Source organism: Paenirhizobium daejeonense (assembly GCF_014280875.1).
GTDB classification, from domain to species: Bacteria; Pseudomonadota; Alphaproteobacteria; order Rhizobiales; family Rhizobiaceae; genus Allorhizobium; species Allorhizobium daejeonense.
In genome coordinates, this window is record NZ_JACLAL010000013.1 from 42,301 (window position 1) to 63,735 (window position 21,435).

19 protein-coding genes and 2 pseudogenes are annotated in these 21,435 nt (G+C 61.5%); 7 read left to right on the top strand and 14 right to left on the bottom strand.

Translation table 11 applies throughout. The annotated features are described in order from the left end of the window. Positions 1-12: 12 nt before the first annotated feature. From H4I99_RS22915 to H4I99_RS22935, 5 genes are all read right to left on the bottom strand, one after another. On the bottom strand, positions 13-1,338 hold the full coding sequence (locus H4I99_RS22915) for an ABC transporter substrate-binding protein (RefSeq protein ID WP_163897455.1): 1,326 nt from the start codon (positions 1,336-1,338) through the stop codon (positions 13-15). Between the two features lie 82 nt (positions 1,339-1,420). Then, entirely contained in the window at positions 1,421-2,434 is a 1,014-nt protein-coding gene (locus H4I99_RS22920) for an SIS domain-containing protein (RefSeq protein WP_163897453.1), read from the bottom strand. Between the two features lie 165 nt (positions 2,435-2,599). Then, positions 2,600-3,622 (bottom strand): LacI family DNA-binding transcriptional regulator, encoded by a 1,023-nt coding sequence (locus H4I99_RS22925; RefSeq protein WP_163897451.1) that lies wholly within the window; start codon positions 3,620-3,622, stop codon positions 2,600-2,602. Positions 3,623-3,828: 206 nt separating this feature from the next. Further along, complete coding sequence (locus tag H4I99_RS22930; protein WP_244625259.1) at positions 3,829-4,758, bottom strand: sugar phosphate isomerase/epimerase family protein; 930 nt, start codon at positions 4,756-4,758, stop codon at positions 3,829-3,831. A 9-nt stretch (positions 4,759-4,767) separates the two neighbouring features. After that, complete coding sequence (locus H4I99_RS22935; protein WP_163897449.1) at positions 4,768-6,252, bottom strand: FAD-dependent oxidoreductase; 1,485 nt, start codon at positions 6,250-6,252, stop codon at positions 4,768-4,770. A 132-nt stretch (positions 6,253-6,384) separates the two neighbouring features. On the opposite strand from H4I99_RS22935, the gene H4I99_RS22940 reads away from it, so the two are divergent. From H4I99_RS22940 to H4I99_RS22950, 3 genes are read left to right on the top strand one after another with little or no spacing between them, the layout of a single operon-like run. Then, a complete protein-coding gene (locus H4I99_RS22940) occupies positions 6,385-7,386 on the top strand; it encodes an SIS domain-containing protein (protein WP_163897446.1) in 1,002 nt (333 codons plus the stop codon). Between the two features lie 18 nt (positions 7,387-7,404). After that, the gene (locus H4I99_RS22945) at positions 7,405-8,115 is read left to right on the top strand and encodes a GntR family transcriptional regulator (RefSeq protein WP_163897445.1); all 711 of its coding nucleotides are present in this window, start codon (positions 7,405-7,407) and stop codon (positions 8,113-8,115) included. 10 nt (positions 8,116-8,125) lie between these two features. After that, complete coding sequence (locus H4I99_RS22950; protein ID WP_163897444.1) at positions 8,126-9,064, top strand: ornithine cyclodeaminase; 939 nt, start codon at positions 8,126-8,128, stop codon at positions 9,062-9,064. A gap of 4 nt (positions 9,065-9,068) precedes the next feature. Here the strand turns inward: H4I99_RS22950 and H4I99_RS22955 are convergent, their stop codons facing one another. The 3 genes from H4I99_RS22955 to H4I99_RS22965 form a co-directional block, all read right to left on the bottom strand. Further along, entirely contained in the window at positions 9,069-9,857 is a 789-nt protein-coding gene (locus H4I99_RS22955) for an amino acid ABC transporter ATP-binding protein (RefSeq protein ID WP_163897443.1), read from the bottom strand. Next, entirely contained in the window at positions 9,857-10,780 is a 924-nt protein-coding gene (locus H4I99_RS22960) for an amino acid ABC transporter permease (protein ID WP_163897442.1), read from the bottom strand. Before H4I99_RS22960 ends, H4I99_RS22955 begins: the two co-directional genes overlap by 1 nt. An 85-nt stretch (positions 10,781-10,865) precedes the next feature. Then, positions 10,866-11,711: an ABC transporter substrate-binding protein gene (locus H4I99_RS22965; RefSeq protein WP_163897441.1), complete on the bottom strand. Its 846-nt coding sequence runs from the start codon at positions 11,709-11,711 to the stop codon at positions 10,866-10,868. A 257-nt stretch (positions 11,712-11,968) separates the two neighbouring features. Here H4I99_RS22965 and H4I99_RS22970 point away from each other — a divergent pair, with 257 nt between their 5' ends. Both H4I99_RS22970 and H4I99_RS22975 read left to right on the top strand, forming a co-directional pair. Continuing rightward, positions 11,969-13,057, top strand: coding sequence for a LacI family DNA-binding transcriptional regulator (locus H4I99_RS22970; protein WP_163897440.1), 1,089 nt, complete (start codon positions 11,969-11,971; stop codon positions 13,055-13,057). Between the two features lie 249 nt (positions 13,058-13,306). Then, the gene (locus H4I99_RS22975) at positions 13,307-14,194 is read left to right on the top strand and encodes a PfkB family carbohydrate kinase (RefSeq protein ID WP_163897524.1); all 888 of its coding nucleotides are present in this window, start codon (positions 13,307-13,309) and stop codon (positions 14,192-14,194) included. Positions 14,195-14,339: 145 nt separating this feature from the next. On the opposite strand, the pseudogene H4I99_RS24845 reads toward H4I99_RS22975, so the two are convergent. Then, positions 14,340-14,549: pseudogene (locus H4I99_RS24845) on the bottom strand (hypothetical protein); the annotation flags it as partial. Between the two features lie 372 nt (positions 14,550-14,921). Here H4I99_RS24845 and H4I99_RS22980 point away from each other — a divergent pair. Together H4I99_RS22980 and ligD (H4I99_RS22985) are read left to right on the top strand one after the other, a co-directional pair. Continuing rightward, positions 14,922-15,353: a DUF6894 family protein gene (locus H4I99_RS22980; RefSeq protein WP_163897439.1), complete on the top strand. Its 432-nt coding sequence runs from the start codon at positions 14,922-14,924 to the stop codon at positions 15,351-15,353. 274 nt (positions 15,354-15,627) lie between these two features. After that, a complete protein-coding gene (gene ligD, locus H4I99_RS22985) occupies positions 15,628-18,282 on the top strand; it encodes a DNA ligase D (RefSeq protein ID WP_163897437.1) in 2,655 nt (884 codons plus the stop codon). A gap of 11 nt (positions 18,283-18,293) precedes the next feature. On the opposite strand, the gene H4I99_RS22990 is transcribed toward ligD (H4I99_RS22985), so the two are convergent. The 5 genes and pseudogenes from H4I99_RS22990 to ku form a co-directional block, all read right to left on the bottom strand. Further along, positions 18,294-18,569, bottom strand: a complete 276-nt coding sequence (locus H4I99_RS22990; RefSeq protein ID WP_163897521.1) for a hypothetical protein — start codon at positions 18,567-18,569, stop codon at positions 18,294-18,296. A 10-nt stretch (positions 18,570-18,579) separates the two neighbouring features. Then, on the bottom strand, positions 18,580-18,879 hold the full coding sequence (locus H4I99_RS22995) for a DUF982 domain-containing protein (protein ID WP_163897436.1): 300 nt from the start codon (positions 18,877-18,879) through the stop codon (positions 18,580-18,582). A gap of 77 nt (positions 18,880-18,956) precedes the next feature. Next, positions 18,957-19,433 carry an Hsp20 family protein gene (locus H4I99_RS23000; RefSeq protein WP_163897434.1) on the bottom strand — a complete coding sequence of 159 codons (477 nt, stop codon included), beginning with the start codon at positions 19,431-19,433 and terminating at the stop codon, positions 18,957-18,959. 170 nt (positions 19,434-19,603) lie between these two features. Then, a pseudogene (gene ligD, locus H4I99_RS23005) lies at positions 19,604-20,624 on the bottom strand (non-homologous end-joining DNA ligase). Beyond that, the gene (gene ku, locus H4I99_RS23010; protein WP_163897432.1) at positions 20,621-21,430 is read right to left on the bottom strand and encodes a non-homologous end joining protein Ku; all 810 of its coding nucleotides are present in this window, start codon (positions 21,428-21,430) and stop codon (positions 20,621-20,623) included. The pseudogene ligD (H4I99_RS23005) and the gene ku overlap by 4 nt, the downstream one beginning before the upstream one ends. Positions 21,431-21,435: the final 5 nt, after the last annotated feature.

Below are 21,435 nucleotides of genomic sequence, written 5' to 3' on the forward strand. Positions count from 1 at the left end.
CTCGGGCCGATCCTACTTGGACGAATCCGCCGCTTCCTTGACCCGCTCCATGACCTCTTCCGGTGTCATCGAGCCGCCGATCAGCGCCTGGAGTCCGGAGAGCCAGGCCGAAGCCACGCGCGGCGGGTTGGCGGTATCGAGCCAGGGCATCAGATAGGATGCGTCGGCGATCACCTTGAGGCCATCGACCACGGCCGGGTTCATGGCATCTGCGGAATAGCCGCCGACCGTCGCGCTCGGCTGGCCGTAGGGCGGTGCGGAGAGATCCCTGCCGTTTTCCGCCGAGGTGACGAAGCGCATGAAGTCGATTGCGAGCGGGATATTCTTGGAGGCCGAACTGATCATGTAGCCTTCCGGCGCGCCTTCCACGGCCTTGGGGTCGCCCTTGGCGTCCTTCGGCACTGGCAGCTGGAAGAAGCCGAAATCCTCGCGCTTCAGCGCACCTTCGGCGGTCGCCTGATCGAACTCGATGATCTCCTGATAGTACATGGCGGACTTGCCGTTGCTGAACTGTTGCAAGGCCGAGGCATAGGAGGAGCCATTGGTGCCCGAACCATCGGAGCATTCGTCGATGAGCTGCTTGAACTGGGTCAGGCTGACCACATAGCCGGGGTCGGCGAATTCGGCGGTGGCCGGGACGAAATCCTTTTCGAGCGTCGCGTGCGGCACGTTATAGGCCAGCAGCTGCCCGGCGTAATGCACGCCCGGCCAGCCTTCCTTGTTGCCGAAGGAGATCGGCGTCACGCCTGATTTCTTCAGCGCAGCGCAGGCGCCCAGCAAGTCTTCGAAGGTCTCGGGTACGGCAACGCCGGCCTTTTCGAACAGGCTCTTGTTGTAGCCCATGAACTTGGCGTCGAGATAAAGGGGAATGCCGTAGAGCTTGCCGTTGTACTGGAAGGCGGAGACGGCGGCGGTGGCTAGCGTCTTGCCCCATTCGGTATCGGGGCCGATGACCTGGGTCAGATCGACCGCGCGGTTGCCGCGCACGAAGTTCTCGCCCCAGCTGCCCGTCCAGGTGAAGTAGACGTCCGGCAGCGAATTGGAGGCGACGAGTGCCTTGGTCTTGCCCTTCACGCTGTCGTCGCTCTCCTGGATGAGCTCGACCTTCACGCCGGGATGAAGCTTTTCATACTCCTTGGCCACATCGACGAAGAAGGGAGAAAGCTGTTGCAGGCCGAATTTGGTCAGCACGCTGACCGTGCCGGAATAGTCGACCAGCGCATCGGGATCCGCAACGACCGGATCGGCGGCGGACGCGGCGCTGACGCTGCCGATGACGAAGGCAGCGGCGGCGATCGCAGCGAGGCTGGTCGTGCTAAAGAACGTATTGGCTTTCATTTCGCAGTTCCTCTCTTTGTTTTCGTTCGTCAGGCATGCACGGCGGGGGAGTCGGTCCGAGGTTGCCGCCGGACCGGAAACCTCAGTATTCAACGCGCTTGTAGTAACGGCGCGTGGTCAGCGGATGGTCGCGCAGCACCTCCAGATGCGCGCTCAGGCGCTCCAGCATGGTGGCCAGGATGACCGGCGAGATGATCCCGCGCGTCTTGGCCGACACGCCCGGAAGGCTGGCGGAGGCCGCGTCGAGAATGCGTACCTTGTCGGTGTAGCGCTTGGCGAAGTTCTCCACCCGGTCCGTCAGCGGACGGAAGGCATCCTCGCCCTTGAAGATGAACAGGCTGACGCCCGGCTCCACCAGTTCCAGCGTGCCATGGAAGAAGTCGGAGGCCTGCACCGGGCGGGTGCGGATCCACTGCATTTCCTCCAGAATGCACATGCCATAGTAATGCGCTTCCGGCCAGGAGGAGCCGGCGCCGGTGAAGATGTGATAGGTCTCGTCCTTGATTTCCTTGGCAAGGGCGGCGGCGTCGGCCTCGTAGCCTTCCTTGACCGAAACCAGCAATTCCGGCAGCAGCTTCAGCTCGGCCACGGTGGCGTCGAAATCGGCATACTCGCCGCGCTCCGCCAGAAGGGCGAGCACGATAAGCAAGGTCTGGAGGTAGAAGGATTCCGAGGAGGTGTCGTCCTCGGCGAAGTTGGTGAAATTGTAGTCGGCGTCGCGTCCGAGCGGCGTGTCCTTGTGGCCGGTAAGCGACAGCGTCTTCACGCCGCGTTCCTTGAGGAAAGCGAGAAGCTGCACGCTCTCCTTGGTGGTGCCCGAAAGCGAGGGCAGAACCACCAACGCCTTCTCGTCGAGGCCCGCCGGCGGCTCGATAACGGCCTGCGCCGAGTAGGCCGCCGAAACCGGGAAAAGCGTCGACTGGCGCGCAAGCTCGATGGCGGGCTGGGTGAGAAACTGCACGCCGCCGGTTCCCATGAAGAAGATGCGTTCCAGACCGCCATTCAGCAGATCGCGCATCAGCACACGCACGTCATCGGCGATTGCAACCGCGCCGCTTTGGATCTTTACAAAGCGATCCTTATCGAAGTTGAGCATTAGAACCTTCCCGTTTCGCGTTTCCGATCGCTTCGCTGTTCGCCAGCGACGTCACGCAAATGATCGTTGAAACAATGTGAGATCGATCTCACACATATTTAGCGCACAAGATTTCCGTGCTGGCAAGTGGGGAAAAATAAAAATATGGGGGACTGTTCTTGCCGTTTAGCCGGCCACGCTCCGGCTGACGGAACCGCGCACTATCAGCTTGGTTTCAAAGCGAATTTTTTCCGGAGGATGGTCTTTTCCGGAGAGCCGGTCGAACAAAAGCCGCGCCGCCGCCCGCCCGATTTCCGAGACCGGCTGCGAGACGACGGTGATCTGCGGATCGGTGAATGTCGCCAGATTGAAGTCATCGAAACCGATCAGCGAGACATCGTGAGGAATGGAAATTCCCATCGAACGGAAGGCAAGAAGAGCGCCCTGCGTCATCAGGCTGTCAACCGTGAAGAGCGCCGTCGGCGGTGTCTTCTGGCTGAAAAGCCGTATCGTCGCATCGACCGCGTGTTCTACCGTGGATTGCGAAACCGCGATCATCCGGTCGTCGGACGCAATCCCGGCGCCGGCAAGCGCCGTCCGGTAACCGGTCATGCGCTCGCGCGAGGTGAAGATGCGCGTGTCGTCCTGCAGCAGGCCGATACGGCGGTGGCCCATCGCGATGAGATATTCCACCGCCTTGCGCGCGCCACCCTCGTTGTCGACCACGACGCTGTCGCAATCGACATTCTCGGCGACACGGTCGATCAGGACCAGCGGCACGTTCTCCGAAATCAGGCTTTGAAGATGGGCATTGCTGGTGGCGGAGGTCGGCGCGACGATGAAGCCTCGTATGGAGAGCGAGCGCAGGCTCGACAGCAGCGAAATCTCCTGGTCGAGTTCCTCCTCGCTGCTGCCGATGACAAGATTGTGCCCGCACTCGCGGGCAAGGACTTCGATATCGTGCGCGATGCGCGCGAAGAACGGGTTCTGGATATCGCCGAGAATACAGCCGACAATCGGCAACTGGCCATTGCGAAGGGCCTGCGCCAGGCGATTGCCGCGATAGCCAAGCTTTTCAGCCGCCGCCTGAACCTTCTGCGCTGTTTCATCGCCGACATAGCCGTAACTGTTCAGGGCACGGGCAGCCGTCGCTCGCGATACGTTCGCAAGCGCCGCCACATCCTTCAAAGTTGCCGGTTTGCGAACCATGTCACCCTTCGATCATGTAAAGCAGCCCCTCCTGCTGCTTCTTTTAGCTTCGGGTTGTCGGTTCGCATAGGCCCTTGCAGCAGCGGAAACGACCGGGCCGGTTGCCACGGCGGGTCGCCCGGCGGAGCGACGAGGCATTCGCCGCCATGGCCGGCGTTGCTGCGGACGCGGCGGACGATGTCCGCTCCCGGTGTCGACCTCGATGTTTATGCCGGGCCCAGGGCCTTGCGCATGGCCGTCACGCACTGCGTCAGCGGCGGTGTTGGATCGACATTGTACTTCCAGTTGGTCAGCTCGACCGTCAGCGAGCCCTCGTAATTTTGACCGCGCAGATAGGCGACCAGCTGGTCGAGGTCGACGATACCCTCGCCCCAAGCCAGATGGCTGCCGCCCGCATCGGAATCGGTGAAATGCACATGCGCGACTCGACCGGCCAGATGGATGAAATAATCCTGCGGCGTCTCATGGGTCATGACCGCGCCGGCGACGTCGTAGACGGCATGCAATGCCGGGCTGCTCAGCTTGTCCATCAACTCACGCATTTCCTTGGCCGAGCGGATAATGTTGGCGAAGGAGTCCGGTAGCGATTCCATCCACAGATCGACGCCGAGCTTCTGCGCGCGATCACAAAGAACGCCCATGGAATCGACGCAACGCTCCAGCGCCTCTTCCGTCGGCTCGTCGCGGTAGCCGCCGCCGGCGGTCACAAGAAGCGCGGGGGCGCCGCATTCGACCGCAAATTCCATCGATTCCAGGAAGTAACGCAACGACCGGTCACGCAGCTCCGGCTCTTTGGCCGATATATTGATAGGATAGATGCATTGTTCCGGGGTGAAGGCGACGATCTCAAGCCCCATTCCGCGGACCTTGCGCCCCAGCGCCTGCGCGTCGGCCAGCGTCTTGTCGCCGATATAGAAATGCGGCGCGGCGGCCCACAATTCGATACGTGTAACGCCGGCATCGCGCACATCGCCCAGAAACCGGTCCAGCGTATGCCGCACATAGTGGAAATTCATCACGCTGATATTTCGTTCGTCAAGTGCCATGACCCTGCGCTCCTTCCAGGCTGTCGATGCAGCAATTTCCCGCTTTTTATGAGAGCGTTCTCTCATAAACTTGCAGGGGGTGTAGCCCATTGTTGCGGACTAATTCCCCTGAAAACTGAATTCCGTGGAGGTCTCATCGAGGAAAGCGGTGACCTGCGCCGCCATGTCCTCCTGCGTCCAGCCGAGATGCGAGGCGGCCAGCCTCGCGGTCGTCTCCGCATGGCACCGGCCGAGATCCGGCCCCCAGCCAACCGAAAGACGGCGGCGCAGGATGTCGGACAGGGTGTGGGCCTGCTCGTTGACGATGGCGTGGGCGACAGAGGCTTCCGTGACCTCGTCCATGTTCGGCAGCGGCGGCAATGGCACATCGAGCGGTCCAGGCGGATCGGAAGGCTTCAGCCGGCGGGCGACGGCGCGCGTCAACCGCCTTCCGGCGTCGCGGTGGGTCATCAGCAGCCCGCCGGTGAAGGTAAAGACATTCGGCAAACCTTCATCTGTCAGATCATGCTCGCGGACGGCGGGCGCGGAACTCTCGCCGTCTTGGCCGAGGCTTCGCGGACGCACGCCCGCCCAGGCGTAAAGAACGTCCTCGCGCTTCAGGCCGAAGCCCGGAAACAGGCGGCCAAGCTGATCAAGAATGGCCAATATTTCCGTCTCCGTCGGGCGGAACCCTTCCGGTCGGCCGTCCGACGCGGAGTCCCACGGCCCGACATAATGAAGCTCGCCCCAGGGGATCAGGTAGAACGGCGCACCGGCTGCGGTTACGGTTTCGAAACCGATGCCGCGCAGGGTTTCCGGTAAGCGCACGACAATATTCGTACCCTTTTCGCCGATGTTCTTGCGAATATGTGGAGCTCCGGCCATGGCGGTGATCTCATCCACCCAGACCCCCGCGCAGTTGACGACCGCACGGGCGAGAACCTCCCTCGAGCCCTGAGCCTCCGTGAGCGTGACCCGCCAGACATCGTCCTCTCGCTTCAGGCCCGACACAGCCGTATGGTTCAGCGCCTCCATGCCGATAGCCCGCGCCTTCATCACCGTATCGACGACGATGCGCTCGGGCCAGTGATACTGGTATTCGGTAAAGCTCATCGCTCCGCGAATGTCCCGCAGTCCCGCCATGCCCTGCAGCGCCGGGTGCGCCCGCGCTTCTTCGGATGACAGCATGCGCAGATCGAGCGGCACCTGGCCGCCGTCGCTCGCCGCCATGAGGCCAAAGGCCAACCGTGCCTTCCAGCGGGGAATGGCATTTTCCGGCGTCAGCGGAATGATGAAGGTGACCGGCTTTACCCGCTCGGGCGCCAGGCGCACGAACTCCGCCCGCCCCTGCATCGAGCGCCGCATGAGGCTGAAACACTCGATCGCAACGCGCGGATGGGCGAGAAAAGCCGAAAGCGATCCGCTGGCGGCGGAAAGATAGCCGAGCCCGCAATGCTGCAGGCGCGAGGTCTTGCTGGACGTGCCCGCGCCATAATCGTCACGCTCGACCAGCAGCGTGCGATAGCCCGCCGCCGCCAGATGCTGGCCGGCCGCGGCGGCGATGATGCCGCCGCCGACAACCACGGTGTCGTAAATCTCGCTCACGCTCGCTCCCCCATCACCGCTGCGACCTCAATATGAGAACGTTCGCAAAATTGTTCCGAGGGTGTCAAGGCCGCTTGACGCCTTCAGGGCTATTATAATACGTATTATAACGTCATACAGAAAGGTCCGATCATGCCCCTCCCCTCCGCCTTTGATGACGGCGTCGTCGCCGCACTCTCCGCCCTTGATGCGAAATCGATAGATCACGTATTCTTCGTCGCTTGCGGCGGCTCGCTTTCGATCATGCATCCGGCCAAGTTCCTGCTCGACCAGCACGCGCCACTGCCCTCGGATGTCTACAATGCCGCCGAGTTCGTCGCCCGCGCGCCGCGCTCGCTCGACAAGAACGCGCTGGTCATCCTCTGCTCGATGACCGGCACGACGAAGGAAACCACCGCAGCGGCAGAATTCGCCCGTTCGAAGGGGGCCACCACGATAGGCCTGACCGTCGAGCCGGTCTCCCCGCTTGCCAAGGCGGTCGATCATGTCGTCGGTTTCGAAGCGCCTTACACCACCGGCGTGCCGATCGACGCGAGGGACAGCAATTATTCGCGGATCTATCAGATCGTCATGGGCCTCGTGGCACTGGCCGGCGGCGAGGATCTGACCGAAACGCTGATCAGCAGCCTCACCGCCCTGCAGCCGGCGATCGATCGCGCGGACGCCCTCTTCGCGCCGATGTTCGAGGACTACGCGCCGCGCTTCGCCAAGGAAGACGTGATCTATACGGTCGCCAGCGGCGCGAGCTACGGCGCGGCCTATTCCTTCGCCATCTGCGTGCTGATGGAAATGCAGTGGATCAACAGCCAGGCGATCCACGCCAACGAGTTCTTCCACGGCCCCTTCGAGGTGCTGGACAAGGACCGCGCCTTCATTCTCCTGAAGGGCCTCGACAGCACCCGGCCGCTCGAACAGCGCGCCGACGAATTCCTGCATCGATTTGGCTCGGCCGAGAACATCCTGGTGCTCGACGCTGAAAAGCTCGATCTCTCCGGCATCGATCCGCAGTTCCGGGGCAATGTCGTACCTCTGATCTTCTTCGACACGCTCTGGCGTTTCGCCTATAAGATCGCCGACCTGCGCGAGCACGAAATGCTTGAGGCACGGCGCTACATGAAGAAGATCAGCTACTGACACAGCCTGGAAGAGCGGATGGAAGATCAAGCAAACCTTTTGCCGCTCTATGAACAGGTCCGGCGCTCGATCCTGGCCGGCATAGAAACCGGCCAGTTCGCCGAGGGCAGTTTTCTGCCCCCTGAACCGGAACTGATGGCGCGCTACGGCGTCAGCCGGATCACCCTGCGGCGCGCCATCGGTGAGCTTTGCACCGACGGCCGCCTGCAGAGGCAGCAGGGCCGCGGCACCATTGTCATGCCGGGCAAGGTGCGCCAGACGCTGGTCTCGTTGTCCGGGTTCTCCGAAACCATGGACGGGCTCGGCCGAAAGGCCGGTCATCGCATCCTCGCGCGCGCCGACAATCCCGACGCCCCAGCCATCCGCGCCCGCTTGCAGGCCGATACGCTGATCCGCTTCGACCGGTTGCTCGAGGACAATGGCCGGCCGATGACGCTCGAAGCGCTCTGGTTCGATGCTTTGCGCTTTCCCGAGGTGATCGCGCCGGTCGCCGCCGGCGGGTCCTTCTTTGCTGCCCTGCGCGACAAGGCGGGCATCGAGCCGGCCCATGCGGAGCGGCAGATCGATGTCGGCCTCGCCTCGCCCGATGAGCGGGCCATCCTGTCCATCAGCGCCGCCCAGCCCGTCTACCGCATCGAAAAGATCGTCACCGATGCCGAGGGGCGCCCGCTCGCCCTGTCGCAGCTCGTCACCCCAAGCCATCTGGTCACCTACACGATCAGGACCTGAAAGGTTCGACATGCATGTCTTCGACGCCGCCGCCGTACACGCGGCACTTCCCTGGCCGTTTCTGATCGAGGCGTTGCGCAAGGCGCATCTCGGCGAAATGCCCGCCTCCGACGTCGTGGTTCAGTCCGACCCCACGGGCGGCGAAGCCCAGTTCGTGACCCTGCCCGGCTGGGCGCCCGGCGGCCCGATCGTCGTGAAGATGGTCGGCGTCTTCCCGCACAACGCCAGCCTTAAGCCGCCGCAGCCGGCGGTCCAGGGACTGGTGGCGCTGTTCGACGGCAAGACCGGCGGGCCGCTGCTGGTCGCAGATGGCGCCGCCATGACGGCCCGCAAGACCGCCGCCGATTCCGCCCTCGGCGCCGCTCTCCTCTCCCGCGAGGACGCGGAAGATCTGCTGATCGTCGGAGCAGGAGCGCTCGCCCCGCATTTCGCCGAGGCGCATCTGGCGGCACGTCCCTCGCTACGTCGGGTCATGATCTGGAACCGAACCGTCGCCCGCGCCGAAGCCGTCGCCGCCCAGCTGCGGGAAAAGGGTATCGATGCCGCCGTGACAGGCGATGTCGATGGCGCCACAGCCCGCGCCGATATCGTCTCCTGCGTGACGATGTCAGACACGGCGCTCATCAAGGGCGCGCTGCTGCGACCCGGTACCCACCTCGATCTTGTCGGTGCCTACTTGCCGACACTGCGGGAGGCCGACGACGCGGCCCTGACGCGCGGCGCGATTTTCGTCGACAATCGCAACAACATGCAGGGCGGCGGCGATCTTTCCCAGGCCGTCGCATCCGGCGCCATCACCTGGGATGCCGTGAAGGCTGATCTTTTCGAACTCGTCCGGGGGGAAAGAAAAGGCCGGACCGGCGCCGATCAGATCACCGTATTCAAGAACAACGGCGGCGCTCATCTCGACCTTTTCACCGCATCCGCGCTGTCGCAGACGCTTGGCTGACGCTCTAAGCGTCAGCCAGTACCCGCGCGAGGAACGCTCGCGTACGATCATGCTGAGGGCGCGTCAGCACGTCGGCCGGCGGCCCCTGTTCCACGATCAGTCCGCCATCCATGAAGATCAGGTGGTCCGCCACGTCGCGCGCGAAACCCATTTCATGGGTAACGACCACCATGGTCATGCCGTCGTCGGCAAGCTGGCGCATCACGGCCAGAACCTCGCCGACAAGCTCCGGATCGAGCGCCGAGGTCGGCTCGTCGAACAGCATCACATCGGGCTTCATCGCCAACGAACGGGCGATTGCCGCGCGCTGCTGCTGGCCGCCGGATAGCTGGGCCGGATAATAGCTCGCGCGTTCCTTCATGCCGACGCGCTCCAGAAGCAACATCGCCTCCGCGACCGCCGCCGCCCGCGACACGCGCTTGACCAGCACCGGAGCCTCGATGACATTTTCAAGCACGGTCTTGTGCGGGAAAAGATGAAAGCCCTGAAACACCATGCCCATGCGCTGGCGCTGGCGGGACAGTTCGTTGAAGCTCATTTCATAGAGCTTGTCGCCCTTCCAGCGCACGCCCACGGGCTCGCCATTGAGGAAGATCGCGCCGCCCGTGGGCTTTTCGAGGTAGTTGAGGCAGCGCAGGAGCGTGCTCTTGCCGGAGCCGGACGGACCGACGATGCAGGTCACGTCGCCGCGCATAACCGCGACATCGATACCGCTCAGCACCTCATGGGCTCCAAAACTCTTGCGCAGGCGCTCGACCTTCAGCAGCGGTTCAACAGACATCTGGGCGTTCATCACAGGGCCTCCTGCTGGCGCGCGAAGAGACGGAAGGGGAAAAGCCGGGCCGCTTTCTTCGCACCCGCGCGATGTTCGGATTTCAGTCGGTGCTCGACGGCGTGCTCGATGACGGTCAGGACGGTAGTGAGCCCGAGATACCAGATGGTCGCGACCAGCAGCAGCGGCACCGTCTGATAGGTGCGCGCATAGACCATCTGCGCGGAATAGAGCAGGTCGGGCAGCGCCAGCACGGAGACGAGCGAGGTGAATTTCAGCATCGAGATGGTGTCGTTGCCGATCGGCGGAATGATGATGCGCAGCGCCTGCGGCAGCACGATGCGCCGAAGTGTCTGCCCGCGCGTCATGCCGAGGGTGGCGGCTGCCTCCGTCTGGCCGGAGTTGACGGCCTGGATGCCGGCGCGGATCATCTCGGCGGCATAGGCGCTTTCGGTGAAGGCCAGGCCCATGATGGCGGCGCTGAAGGGGGTGATGAGTTCATTGGTGTTCCAGGAAAGAAGTTTCGGCCCGTCGAACGGAACGCCGATCGAAATCTCCGGCAGGAGCAGCGCGAGATTGTACCAGAACACCATCTGCACCAGCGGCGGCACGCCGCGGAAGAACCAGATCCAGCCCCAGCTGACCGCCTGGAAGACCCGGCTGGCCGAGAGACGCATGATAGCGAGTACGATCCCGATCGCCAGCCCGAGCACCATGGCGAGCACCGTCAGCAGCAGCGTCATGCCGAGGCCGGAGAGGATAGCCGGGCTGAACATATAGTCCGCGACGACGCTCCATTGCATGTTCTTGTTGGTGACAAGGACCTGAAGGAAGACAACGGCCAAGATGGCAAGGGCGATGCCCCCGATCCAATGACCGATCTTCGGCACCGCGATGGGCCTCACATCATGGATCGAGGGGCGCGAAAGTGGTTTTTCAGACATCGTCATTCCTTGCTGTCCGGAGGCTGTCCGATCCGTCCCGAAGCGTGTCGGGACGGACATGTCTGCGTATGGCGAAACAATTGCCTCAGAGATCGGCCGGATTTTCTTCGGTGATCAGCAGGGCCTTGCTCAGCATGCCGCTGTCATTCAGGCCCCACTTGGCCATGATCTTTTCATAGGTACCGTCATCGATCATCGACTGGATCGTATCCGTCAGCACCTGGCCGAGCGGGTCGCCCTTGCGCACGCCGATGCAGCTGTTGACCGGCGACAGAACCAGTTCGGAGACCTTCAGGTCACCGGTCTGAGCCGCCATATAGGCAAGCTTGACCGATCCGCCCACCGTGGCCTGCGCCCGGTTGGAGCGGACGGCGAGCTCGGCCTGCGCCTGGGTACCGTGCGTCTGCATGACGACCGGGTTGTCCTTGCACTCATTGGCGTTCAGCTTTTCGAGCAGACCGATATCCCAGGAACCGTTGAGCACGGCGACGGTCAGACCGCAGGCGTCGGTGGCCGACTTGATGTCGAGTTCGCTGTCTTTCGGATAGGCGAAAGAAGTGCCGATCCGGCGCTGGGAAACGAAGTCGAGCATCTTCAGCCGCTCCGCCGTCGTGCCGAACGAGGAGAAACCGGCGTCGAAACGTTTCGACTGCAGCCCCGGAATGATGGCGTCGAAGCTGGTGCCCTCGAAGGTGAAGGTCACGCCGAGGCGCTTTTCCATCTCCTTGGCGATATCGACGCTCCAACCCTTGAGCTGGCCATCGGCATCCTGATACTCGTCCGGCGCCCAGTCGTTGAAGACCGCCGCCTTGATGCCATTGTCCTTGTATTCCTGCGGCAGTGCATCGTGCAGGGCGGGAATCACATCGGCCAGCGCCGGCATAGCCAGCACGGCGCTCAGCACACATCCGGCCAGAATGGATTTAAACATAGCATCCTCCTTGTTGTAACGAACCGTCAGGCTCGTGATGGCGTTCCCTGGTTCCCCTTGAAGTCACGAGAACGTTCTCACATATGAGACACGGAGACGGCACTCCCGTCAAGCGTCGTCTTGGCTGGAAAGCGCGTTCATAGCCGTTGAAAACCACCGCCGATCTGTTAACACCTAAAAAGAGCTGCCGTTTACTCCACTCCGTACATGATAAAATTCTCATTTCGACAGCTTAAGAATGTGAGAGGGATTACCAGGTGGCTTCGAAGGGCAAGGCAACGATTACCGATGTTGCACGGGCGGCGGGCGTTTCCACGGCAACGGCGGGCCGCGTACTGGGCGGCTACGGCTATACCAGCGACGACAAGAAGGAACAGGTCCTCAAGGCCGCCCAGAGCCTGGGCTATCGCCCGAATGCCCTGGCGCGCAGTCTGATCACCGGCAAGACCCGAACGCTCGGCGTAGTCGCCGGCGATATCCAGAGTCCGTTCTACGCCTCGGTCCTGCGCGGCATTTCCAATGTCGCGGAAGCTAACGGCTTCGGCCTGCTGATCACCAACAGCGACGAATCCCAGCCCAAGGAGATCCACTCGGTCGAGTTGCTGGCGCAGAAGCAGGTTGACGGCTTGATCGTCACCCCCAGCGATACGCGCAAAGCACGACATTTGCACAATCTGCGGGCTATGAGCGTTCCGCTCGTTCTGATCGACCGCGCTGTCGCCGGCCTGATGGTCGACCGCGTAGCGACCGACAACATTGCTGCAGCCGAACAGGCGGTGCGCCATCTGATCGCAGCCGGACACCGCCGAATCGGCATCGTGGCGGAACTCGTCGACGAAGAAAGCGGCAGCCTGGACACCTTTCTGGCCCGCGCTGTCGCCGGCGATCCGATCGAGAGCGAAACGCTCTATCCAAGTTGGCAGCGCCTACTCGGCTATATCCGTGCGCATCGGATTGAGGGCCTGCCGATCGACCCGCGCTTGACACTACGCGCCGGAAGCTATTCCGCCACGGCCGCACAGACCGTCGTACCCGCACTGATGGCGGCCCCGGAAGCGCCGACCGCGCTCTTCACCACCGACGGCACCATGTCCGAAGGCACGATGCGTGCGCTGGCCGAACTACAGCTTTCTATCCCGCAGGACCTCTCGATCATCTGCTTCGACGACCTTGATTGGATGGGCTTTCACCGGCCCGGCATCACCACCGTTGCCCAACCGCGCCTCGCGATGGGCGAGGCGGCTGCACGAATGTTGTTGGAGCGCATTCGCGGCGAGGATTATCCACCGCGCACCGTGCTGATGCCGGCAGAACTCATCGAGCGCGGCTCCGTCGCGCGGCTCTGATCCTGCCAGACCCGAAAAGCCCTCATGTCGAACGTGACAGGCCAGACTCTCATTGGCTTTTCAATTCGTTTTCCCAAGCATGACGCTACGGCGTCATTCACGACCAGACCGACATTTTCCTATGAATTCCATCAACGGTTCCCATTCCCGGAGCCTTGGATGCGGGAAACCGTTTGCTTTTTTGGACGCGGCCTTATAAATGAGAACGTTCTCAGTTTTCTTCTCAGGAGAGCCCACCAGATGCAGCAGCTGCAGCAGCCCGCCAGAATCCTCGCTTTCGGTGACAATGTCGTTGACTGCTACCGCGACCAGAACCTGATGTTTCCCGGCGGGAACTGCGTCAATCACGCTGTCTTTGCCCGTCGCGCCGGCGCCGAAACCGCTTATGCTGGAGCCATCTGCGACGACGATGCGGGACGCCTGATCCGTCAATCCCTGATCGAGGAAGGCGTTGACATCTCTTCACTGCGTATCGAACCGGGGCAAACCGCCTATTGCGTGATCGAAACGAAGGCCGGCGACCGCGTATTTGTCGGTGCCAATCTGGGCGTGTCGATTATCGCGCCGTCGTTGGCGGATCTTACGCGGCTTGCGGATTTCGACGCCATCCACACCGGTCGGTCGAGCCATGTCGACGCCTGGCTGCCGCGCTTCGCAGAGAAGACGAAGATATCCTACGATCTCGCCACCGTGCATGAACCCAAACGCATCACCCAGGTGGCGCCCCACTGCTTCCTCATCGCCTTCTCTGCCGGCGACATCTCGCGCGAGAAAGCGCTGGCATTGGCGCAGCTTGCCCGGACGGCAGGCGCTCGCTGGAGCCTCGTGACCCGCGGCATCGACGGCGCCCTTCTGGCCGGCGATACCGGTGTCTTCGAAGTGCCGGCCAAGCCCGTCAACGCCCTCGATACGCTGGGCGCCGGCGATACCTACATAGCCAACGTCCTCGTCGGCCTACTGAAGGATCTGCAGCCTGAAACGATCTTGAAAAAAGCCGCGGAAGCCGCCGCGCAAACATGCCTGATACGCGGTGCCTTCGGACATCAGGCACCGATGAGCGTCGACCTCTCGAATATAATGAGCCTCGAAGAAATCTACCGCATGACTCGCCCTGCGGAGGTACCGGGGGAGCTCTGAGAGGAACGCGCTCACTTTCTCGGTTATCGATGGCGTGGCTGCCGCCCTACCGACCCGGCACATTCTGTCAGAGGATGGCCGGGTTAAAATCTAACACGTGGAAGGATGACGGCATGACGCACGGCTGCAAGGATACGGCTCCAGGTCACAGACTTGAACGGCGCCGAGTTTGCCGGAGCCCCCTCACCCCCCCCGCCCGCGCAAAGGTTCTCGCGATATCCATGATGTCGTCTCGTGCTGCCGTCGGATCTTCCTTGCTCCAGGCAACGCCAAGCCCGATGCGAAAGTCGATGCCCTTAACCGGTTTGAACTCGAAGGTGCGATAACGCGCAACAAGGAGTTCAGTTGTCCATTCAGTATCCGTTACAGCGTCCGCTGAGCAAATCCTCCCCGCAGTCCACTTTGTTTATTAAGGCGACACTGACTTACCCCGGTTCGGACGTTTGTTCCCCTTGAACCCTAGGGGCGGGGTAGGATCACGTGCGCGGAACTTCCTGACCACTTATCGGTTAGGAGATGAATGGATGGTGGCTGCGATGCCGACCGGGTGGGTTTCAAGGAAAATTGGCTTACCGGAGTAACGCCCAGTTCCTGAGCATGAACACACATTTAGCCCGTATTGGAGTACAATGTGCGGAGTCTTAGAACAAGCGTTAGCCAAGTAACATTGCCGTCAGGCAAGTCGATCCCACAGGTGATGTTTTGTGCGGACGAGGGCGATTGTGTCATGTTCAATCTGGCAAGCGGCGACGTAGTGGACCATGCTTCTTCGGCAATCGGACGAGCCCGTACCATTCTTGTGCAGATGGTAACGCTTGGTACAGCCGACAATGAATATGATGCTCGAAGCAATGGAAACTTCGATGAGGTTTCCATTGCTTCTGCGACTGACGGAAGAGGCCAGACATATATATTCGAGTATCGTGACGGCAACGGCGTTGAGCAGGTTCCACCATGCGTGCTGCCAAGTTTCGATGCTGCCCGGGAGGAAGCTATCCGTTCTGCAATCGATCTCCTGGCTGATTTGCAAGCAGGGCAAGATGACGTCCGCGGCTGGTTGGTGCGGCTCCGCAACGAAAGAGGAGAATTACTCTGCACCATTGATGTGGATGAGGCGGAGAAAAACCGTGCGAAGGACCATCTGCTCGGGGAATTGTGAAAAACCTGAGCAAGGGGGAAGGGTAGTCCTCCTGTGGTCCCGGATACCTAACAGTTTCTGACGAACAAGTGCGGCAGTGGAAACGTGCCGTTTCGTTGCCATTCGTTTGCTGATTTCGATATCGAGAACCGCCTGACAAGCCCCCGCCAATCTGAATTTGGACAATGGTGCCGGAAAGATTCAAGATTAATCCAATCCATCAAATACTGCGACCAAGTGAGAGAAGGTCAATACGAGGCGGGAGGCGGGAGGCGGATTTGTACCGGGGACTTTCATGGCTAGCGACAAACTATCAACCTACAAGCAGAAGCGCGATTTTCACAAAACGCAGGAGCCGAGCGGCGCAGCGAGGGTGAAGGCGTCGAACCGCCGCCGTTTCGTCATCCAGAAGCATGACGCAACGCGCCTACATTACGATCTGCGGCTCGAACTCGATGGCGTCTTCAAGTCCTGGGCCGTCACCAAGGGACCATCGCTCAATCCGCACGACAAGCGGCTTGCCGTCGAGGTTGAGGATCATCCGCTCGACTATGGCGACTTCGAGGGCACGATCCCGAAAGGCCAGTATGGCGGCGGCACGGTGATGTTGTGGGATCGCGGCTATTGGGAACCAGAAGGCAGCAAGAGTCCGGGGCAAGCTCTGGCCGAAGGCGATTTCAAGTTCACGCTGGAGGGCGAGCGGTTGCACGGCACCTTCGTGCTGGTGCGGATGCGCAACGACCGCGACGGCGGCAAGCGGACGAATTGGCTGCTGATCAAGCATCGCGACAATTTCTCTGTCGAGAAAAACGGCGCGAACGTGGTTGAGGAGAACGCGACGTCGGTGGCCTCGGGCCGAACCATGGAGGCAATTGCCGCCGGCAAGGGCAGGAAGCCAAAGCCGTTCATGGTGCAGAGCGGCGACGTTCAGGCGGATGCGGTCTGGGACAGCAATCATGGATTGGCAGCAAAGGAACGTGCCGCGGGCGCGAAGACAAAGCGGCAACCAACATCGCCGAAAGCAGCGAGGTCCGCGATGCCCGAGTTCATTCCTCCGCAGCTTTGCGAAACGCTGGAACGCCCGCCCTCGGCCCAGGGATGGATCCACGAGATCAAGTTCGACGGCTACCGCATCCAGGCGCGCATCGAAAACTGTGAGGTGACACTGAAGACCCGCAAGGGCCAGGACTGGACGGCAAAATATCCGGCGATCGCGAGGTCGGCTGCAAACCTGCCGAATGTCATTATCGACGGCGAGATTTGCGCCCTTGACGAAAACGGGGCACCGGACTTCGCCGCGCTTCAGGCCGCCCTCTCCGAGGGAAAGACCGACGCCTTGGTCTATTTCGCTTTCGACCTGCTGTTCGAGGGTGATGAAGACTTGCGGCAACTGCCGCTCACCGGACGGAAGGAACGGCTGCAGAAGCTACTGGATGACGCTGGCGAGGATCCGCGCCTGCGCTTCGTCGAGCATTTCGAGACCGGCGGAGATGCCGTCTTGAAGTCGGCCTGCAAGCTCTCGCTGGAAGGCATTGTTTCAAAGCAGGCGGATGCTCCCTATCAATCGGGCCGCACCGAGACATGGGCGAAGTCCAAATGCCGCGCCGGCCATGAAGTCGTGATCGGCGCCTATGCCAAGACCAACGGCAAGTTTCGCTCATTGTTGGTCGGCGTCTTCAGGGGTGACCACTTCTTCTATGTCGGCCGGGTTGGAACCGGCTACGGGGCCAAAACGGTCGACACGATCTTGCCGAAACTTCGGGAGATCGAGACCGACAAATCACCGTTCACGGGCGTCGGCGCGCCGAAGAAGGATCCCAACATCGTATGGGTTAATCCCGAACTGGTCGCCGAGATCCAGTTCGCCGGCTGGACGGCGGACGGCCTGGTCCGTCAGGCCGCCTTCAAGGGATTGCGGGAAGATAAACCCGCAGCCGAAGTCGAGGCGGAAAAGCCGGCATCGCCGGCGAAGACGGAAACCCCGACGCCGGCCGCGACAAAGCCATCACGGCCGGCACGCGGCAAGAACGCCAAGGCCGAGGTGATGGGCGTGATGATCTCCAGCCCGGACAAGGCCCTGTGGCCGGACGCCAATGATGGGGTGCCTGTCACCAAGGAGGATCTCGCCCGCTATCATGAAGCTGTCGGCCCATGGCTGATCGACCATATCAAGGGCCGGCCATGCTCGATCATTCGAACGCCTGACGGTATCGGCGGCGAGCAGTTCTTCCAGCGGCATGCGATGCCAGGAACATCGAACCTGCTCGAACTGGTCCAGGTCTTCGGCGACAAGAAACCCTATCTACAGATCGACCGCGTCGAGGGCCTTGCCGCCGTCGCCCAGATCGGCGGTGTTGAGCTGCATCCGTGGAATTGCGAACCGGGCCAACCGGAAGTGCCCGGTCGCCTCGTCTTCGACCTTGATCCCGGTCCTGACGTCCCCTTCTCTACCGTGGTGGAAGCGGCTCGGGAAATGCGCGACCGGCTGGAGGAACTTGGCCTTGTGAGCTTCTGCAAGACCACTGGGGGCAAGGGTCTGCACGTCGTCACCCCGCTTACGGTGGCCAAGGGGAAGAAGTTGAGCTGGTCGGAGGCAAAAGGGTTCGCACACGATGTCTGCCTGCAGATGGCGCGCGACAATCCGGAGCTCTATCTGATCAAGATGGCCAAGAACAAGCGCAACGGCCGGATCTTCCTCGACTACCTCCGCAACGATCGGATGGCGACCGCCGTCGCGCCCCTATCGCCGCGCGCCCGTCCCGGCGCCACCGTATCGATGCCGCTCACATGGAGCCAGGTGAAGACCGATCTCGATCCGAAGCGGTTCACCGTCCGTACGGTACCGGCGCTCTTAGCCGAGACGGCCGCCTGGCAGGATTATTGTGACGGACAGCGCTCGCTGGAGCAGGCCATCAAACGGCTGGCAAAGTCGATGAAACACGCCGCCTGAGATAGCTGTGGTCAGGGACCGTAGCGTCGATCAAGTTCTTTGAGGGCAGCCTGAACCTCATCAATGGAAACCGGTTCCGGTGTTCCAGGCATATGTCGGAAAGCTGGCTTTGAATCGACCGCATAGAAGTCCGAAGCCCATGACGCCAGGATGGTTCGTTTGTCGTCTGCAGAGAGCGCAGTCGCTCTCACCACGTCGATCGGCCGCTCAACCTGCATACCCTGAACCAGGACCGTTGGTCCCATCGCAGCCGCACTGCTTGCGGCACGCAGCAACATCTCGTGCATCTTGGCCTCCTTAGCGAACGTGCGGATCTTTGTCATGCCGGCGACCGGACGCGGCCATGACGTCGGTGTCCGGCGCCAGCAGATCGTGTTTCTCAGCAAAGGCAGCGAACAGGCCGCGTGCGGTCTCTGCTTCGATCTCGCCGCGCAGTGCTGCGCCACAGGCCTTCAGCGCCACCGAATAGGCCGTGTCGCGCATCGATGCCGGCCATTCGGCAAGATGCCGGTAGGCCTCCATAACCGTGCGGACCTCAGCCGGAAAGCCGAGACCGATAAGGAGGGTAACAGGTTCTCTGAACATATCGGGTTTCATCGCTCTCTCCTTCCCAACCCGGAATGTCGACGGACGCCACCGCCGTGGCGCCCTGATCTATTGAACAGGCCCGGAAATCAGGCGGCCTTCTGCGCTTCGATCTGCGCAGGGGCGACCTTTTGTGAGAGAGCCGCGTTGGTCTGGATATCGATCTTGCGCGGCTTCAAGGCTTCCGGGATCTCACGCACGAGATCGATCGACAGCAGTCCGTTTTGCAGATCTGCGCCGTTCACTCGCACATGGTCTGCAAGCTCAAAGCGGTGCTCGAACGGGCGGGCGGCAATGCCGCGATGCAGATAGCCTTCGGCGGATGCTTCCTGCTTCTTGCCGGTGACGGTCAAAAGGTTTGACTGGAAAGTGACGTCGATATCTTCCTGGGCAAAGCCGGCCACCGCAATCGAAATCCGGTAGCTGTCATCGCCGGTCTTGACGATGTCATAAGGCGGCCAGTCGCTGATCGAGCGGGCACGCTGGGCATTTTCGAGAAGATTGAAGACCCGGTCGAAGCCGACGGTCGAGCGGAACAGGGGTGCGTAGTCGTAGGATGTTGCCATAGCCATATCCTCCTTGAAGCAACATGGGTACGGAAGCGCCGAAAGCGGCGCTCCCAGCAAGGCCAGCCCTATCTTCAGCAGCTGGCGGCAATCGATTTGGTTTTTGAGAATTTCGGTTTCAAGAGCGTCAGCGGGAAAAATTGGACGGGGCAACTGCCGTCAACACCAGCTCAGTCGAGCTTGTAGACTGCAGCATGGTCCTGGATCTCACGCTGCCCTTTGTAGGATGCATGCCGAAGGTTGCTGTCGTCGGTCGAGCCGCGGAATTCGATCTCGGCGATCAGTGTTGGCTGCGCGAAGACGTAATTCTTGCCCTTAAGTGGGACGACCGGATTCCACCTCTTGAGCGTATCGAGCGTCTTCTTCAGGTATGCGGCGTCTTTTCCTTGAAGCCCATTCCGACGGCGCCGACAAAGACCCAATCGTGCCTGCGCCTGGCGGCCAGCAGCAGGCTGCCGATACCGCCGCGTGCCGACGGCCGACTGCTCGTAGCCAACGATCATGAAGCGTTCACTCTGAATGCATTTGTTCTTCAGCCAGTCGCCGGTCCTGCCCGAGCGGTACGGACGATCCCGGTGCTTGGCGATAATGCCTTCCAGTCCAAGCGACCGGGCGTTCTCGAGGAGTTCAGCGCCGTCACCCGGCACCTCCTCGGACAACTGTATGGCACCGACCGCGCCCTCGAGCAGATGGCGACGAACCGATAGCTCGGTCCGGGTCAGGTCACCGCCATCGAAGTAAAGAAGATCGAAAGCAAAGAGGACGGATACCGTTGAAACCCGTTTGCCGCCTCGCCCACCGAGCGAACGTCGCAACGCTCCGAAGTCGGATCGTCCCTCGCTGTCCAGCACCACGGTCTCACCATCCAGAATTGCGATTCCGACCCCCGAGCTCTCTGGCAGCTGCTGAAATCGCCGGAAACCGATGTGTCCAGTCATGGCCCCCGCGGGTGACGACCCGCACGCCCTTCGGCTCGATGTGGGTCGCCAGACGGTATCCGTCCCACTTAACCTCATAGGCCCAATCCGGTCCGACCGGTGGAGCTGACTTCAGCAAGGCAAGGCATGGCTCGACCCGGTCTGGCATTGGATCGAATGGAAGGCTCGGCTGGGCCGGGTCGCGCTTTCGGCGCGGCTGCGACTTGGCGGTAAGACTGTTGTCCTGCAGCAGTGGCTTCGCGGGTCTTTTCATTTGCTGGACCGGGTCTCGGCCGCGACCGACTTCTTCAGAGCATCCATGATGTTGATGACGTTGTTGGGCGCCGCCTTCCCCGGTGCTGATGGCTTGGCCTTCGACGGCTTCTTCAGCGCCTTCTTCTTGTCCGCAATGATGTCGAGCAACCGATCCTGCACGGGATCGATGACCATCTTGGGGTTCCAGTGCTGGGTCTGTTTTTTGATCAATTGCTGCACAAGGGGCATCATTTCGCTGTCCGCCGTCTCGTCGTCGATCCCGGCGAAATAGGTATCCTCGTCACGGACTTCATCCCCATAGCGTAGCGTCCAGAGGACGATACCCTTGCCGCGTGGCTCCAGCATGACGGCGCGTTCGCGGCGCGAGATTACCAGCCGCGAGATACCGACCATGTCCTGCCCTTCCATCGCGTCGCGGATGACTGAGAAGGCCTCCTGCCCGACCGGGTCGTTGGGTGACAGGTAATAGGGCGTGTCGAGCCAGATCCATTCGACACTGTCGCGCGGCGTGAAGGTCGAGATGTCGATCGTCTTGGTGCTGTCGAGCGCGATGCTCTGCAGTTCCTCGTCTTCCAGTATGATGTATTCGTTTTCGCCACGCTGGTAACCTTTGACCTCGTCTTCATCCCTTACTTCTTTGCCGGTGACAGAATCGACATAGTGGCTGACGACGCGGTTCTGGGTCTCGCGATTAAGCGTGTGGAAGCGAACCTTCTCGCTCTCCGAGGTCGCCGGCATCATCTGCACCGGGCAGGTGACCAGCGAAAGCTTCAGATAGCCTTTCCAATAGGGGCGAACTGCCATTGTCT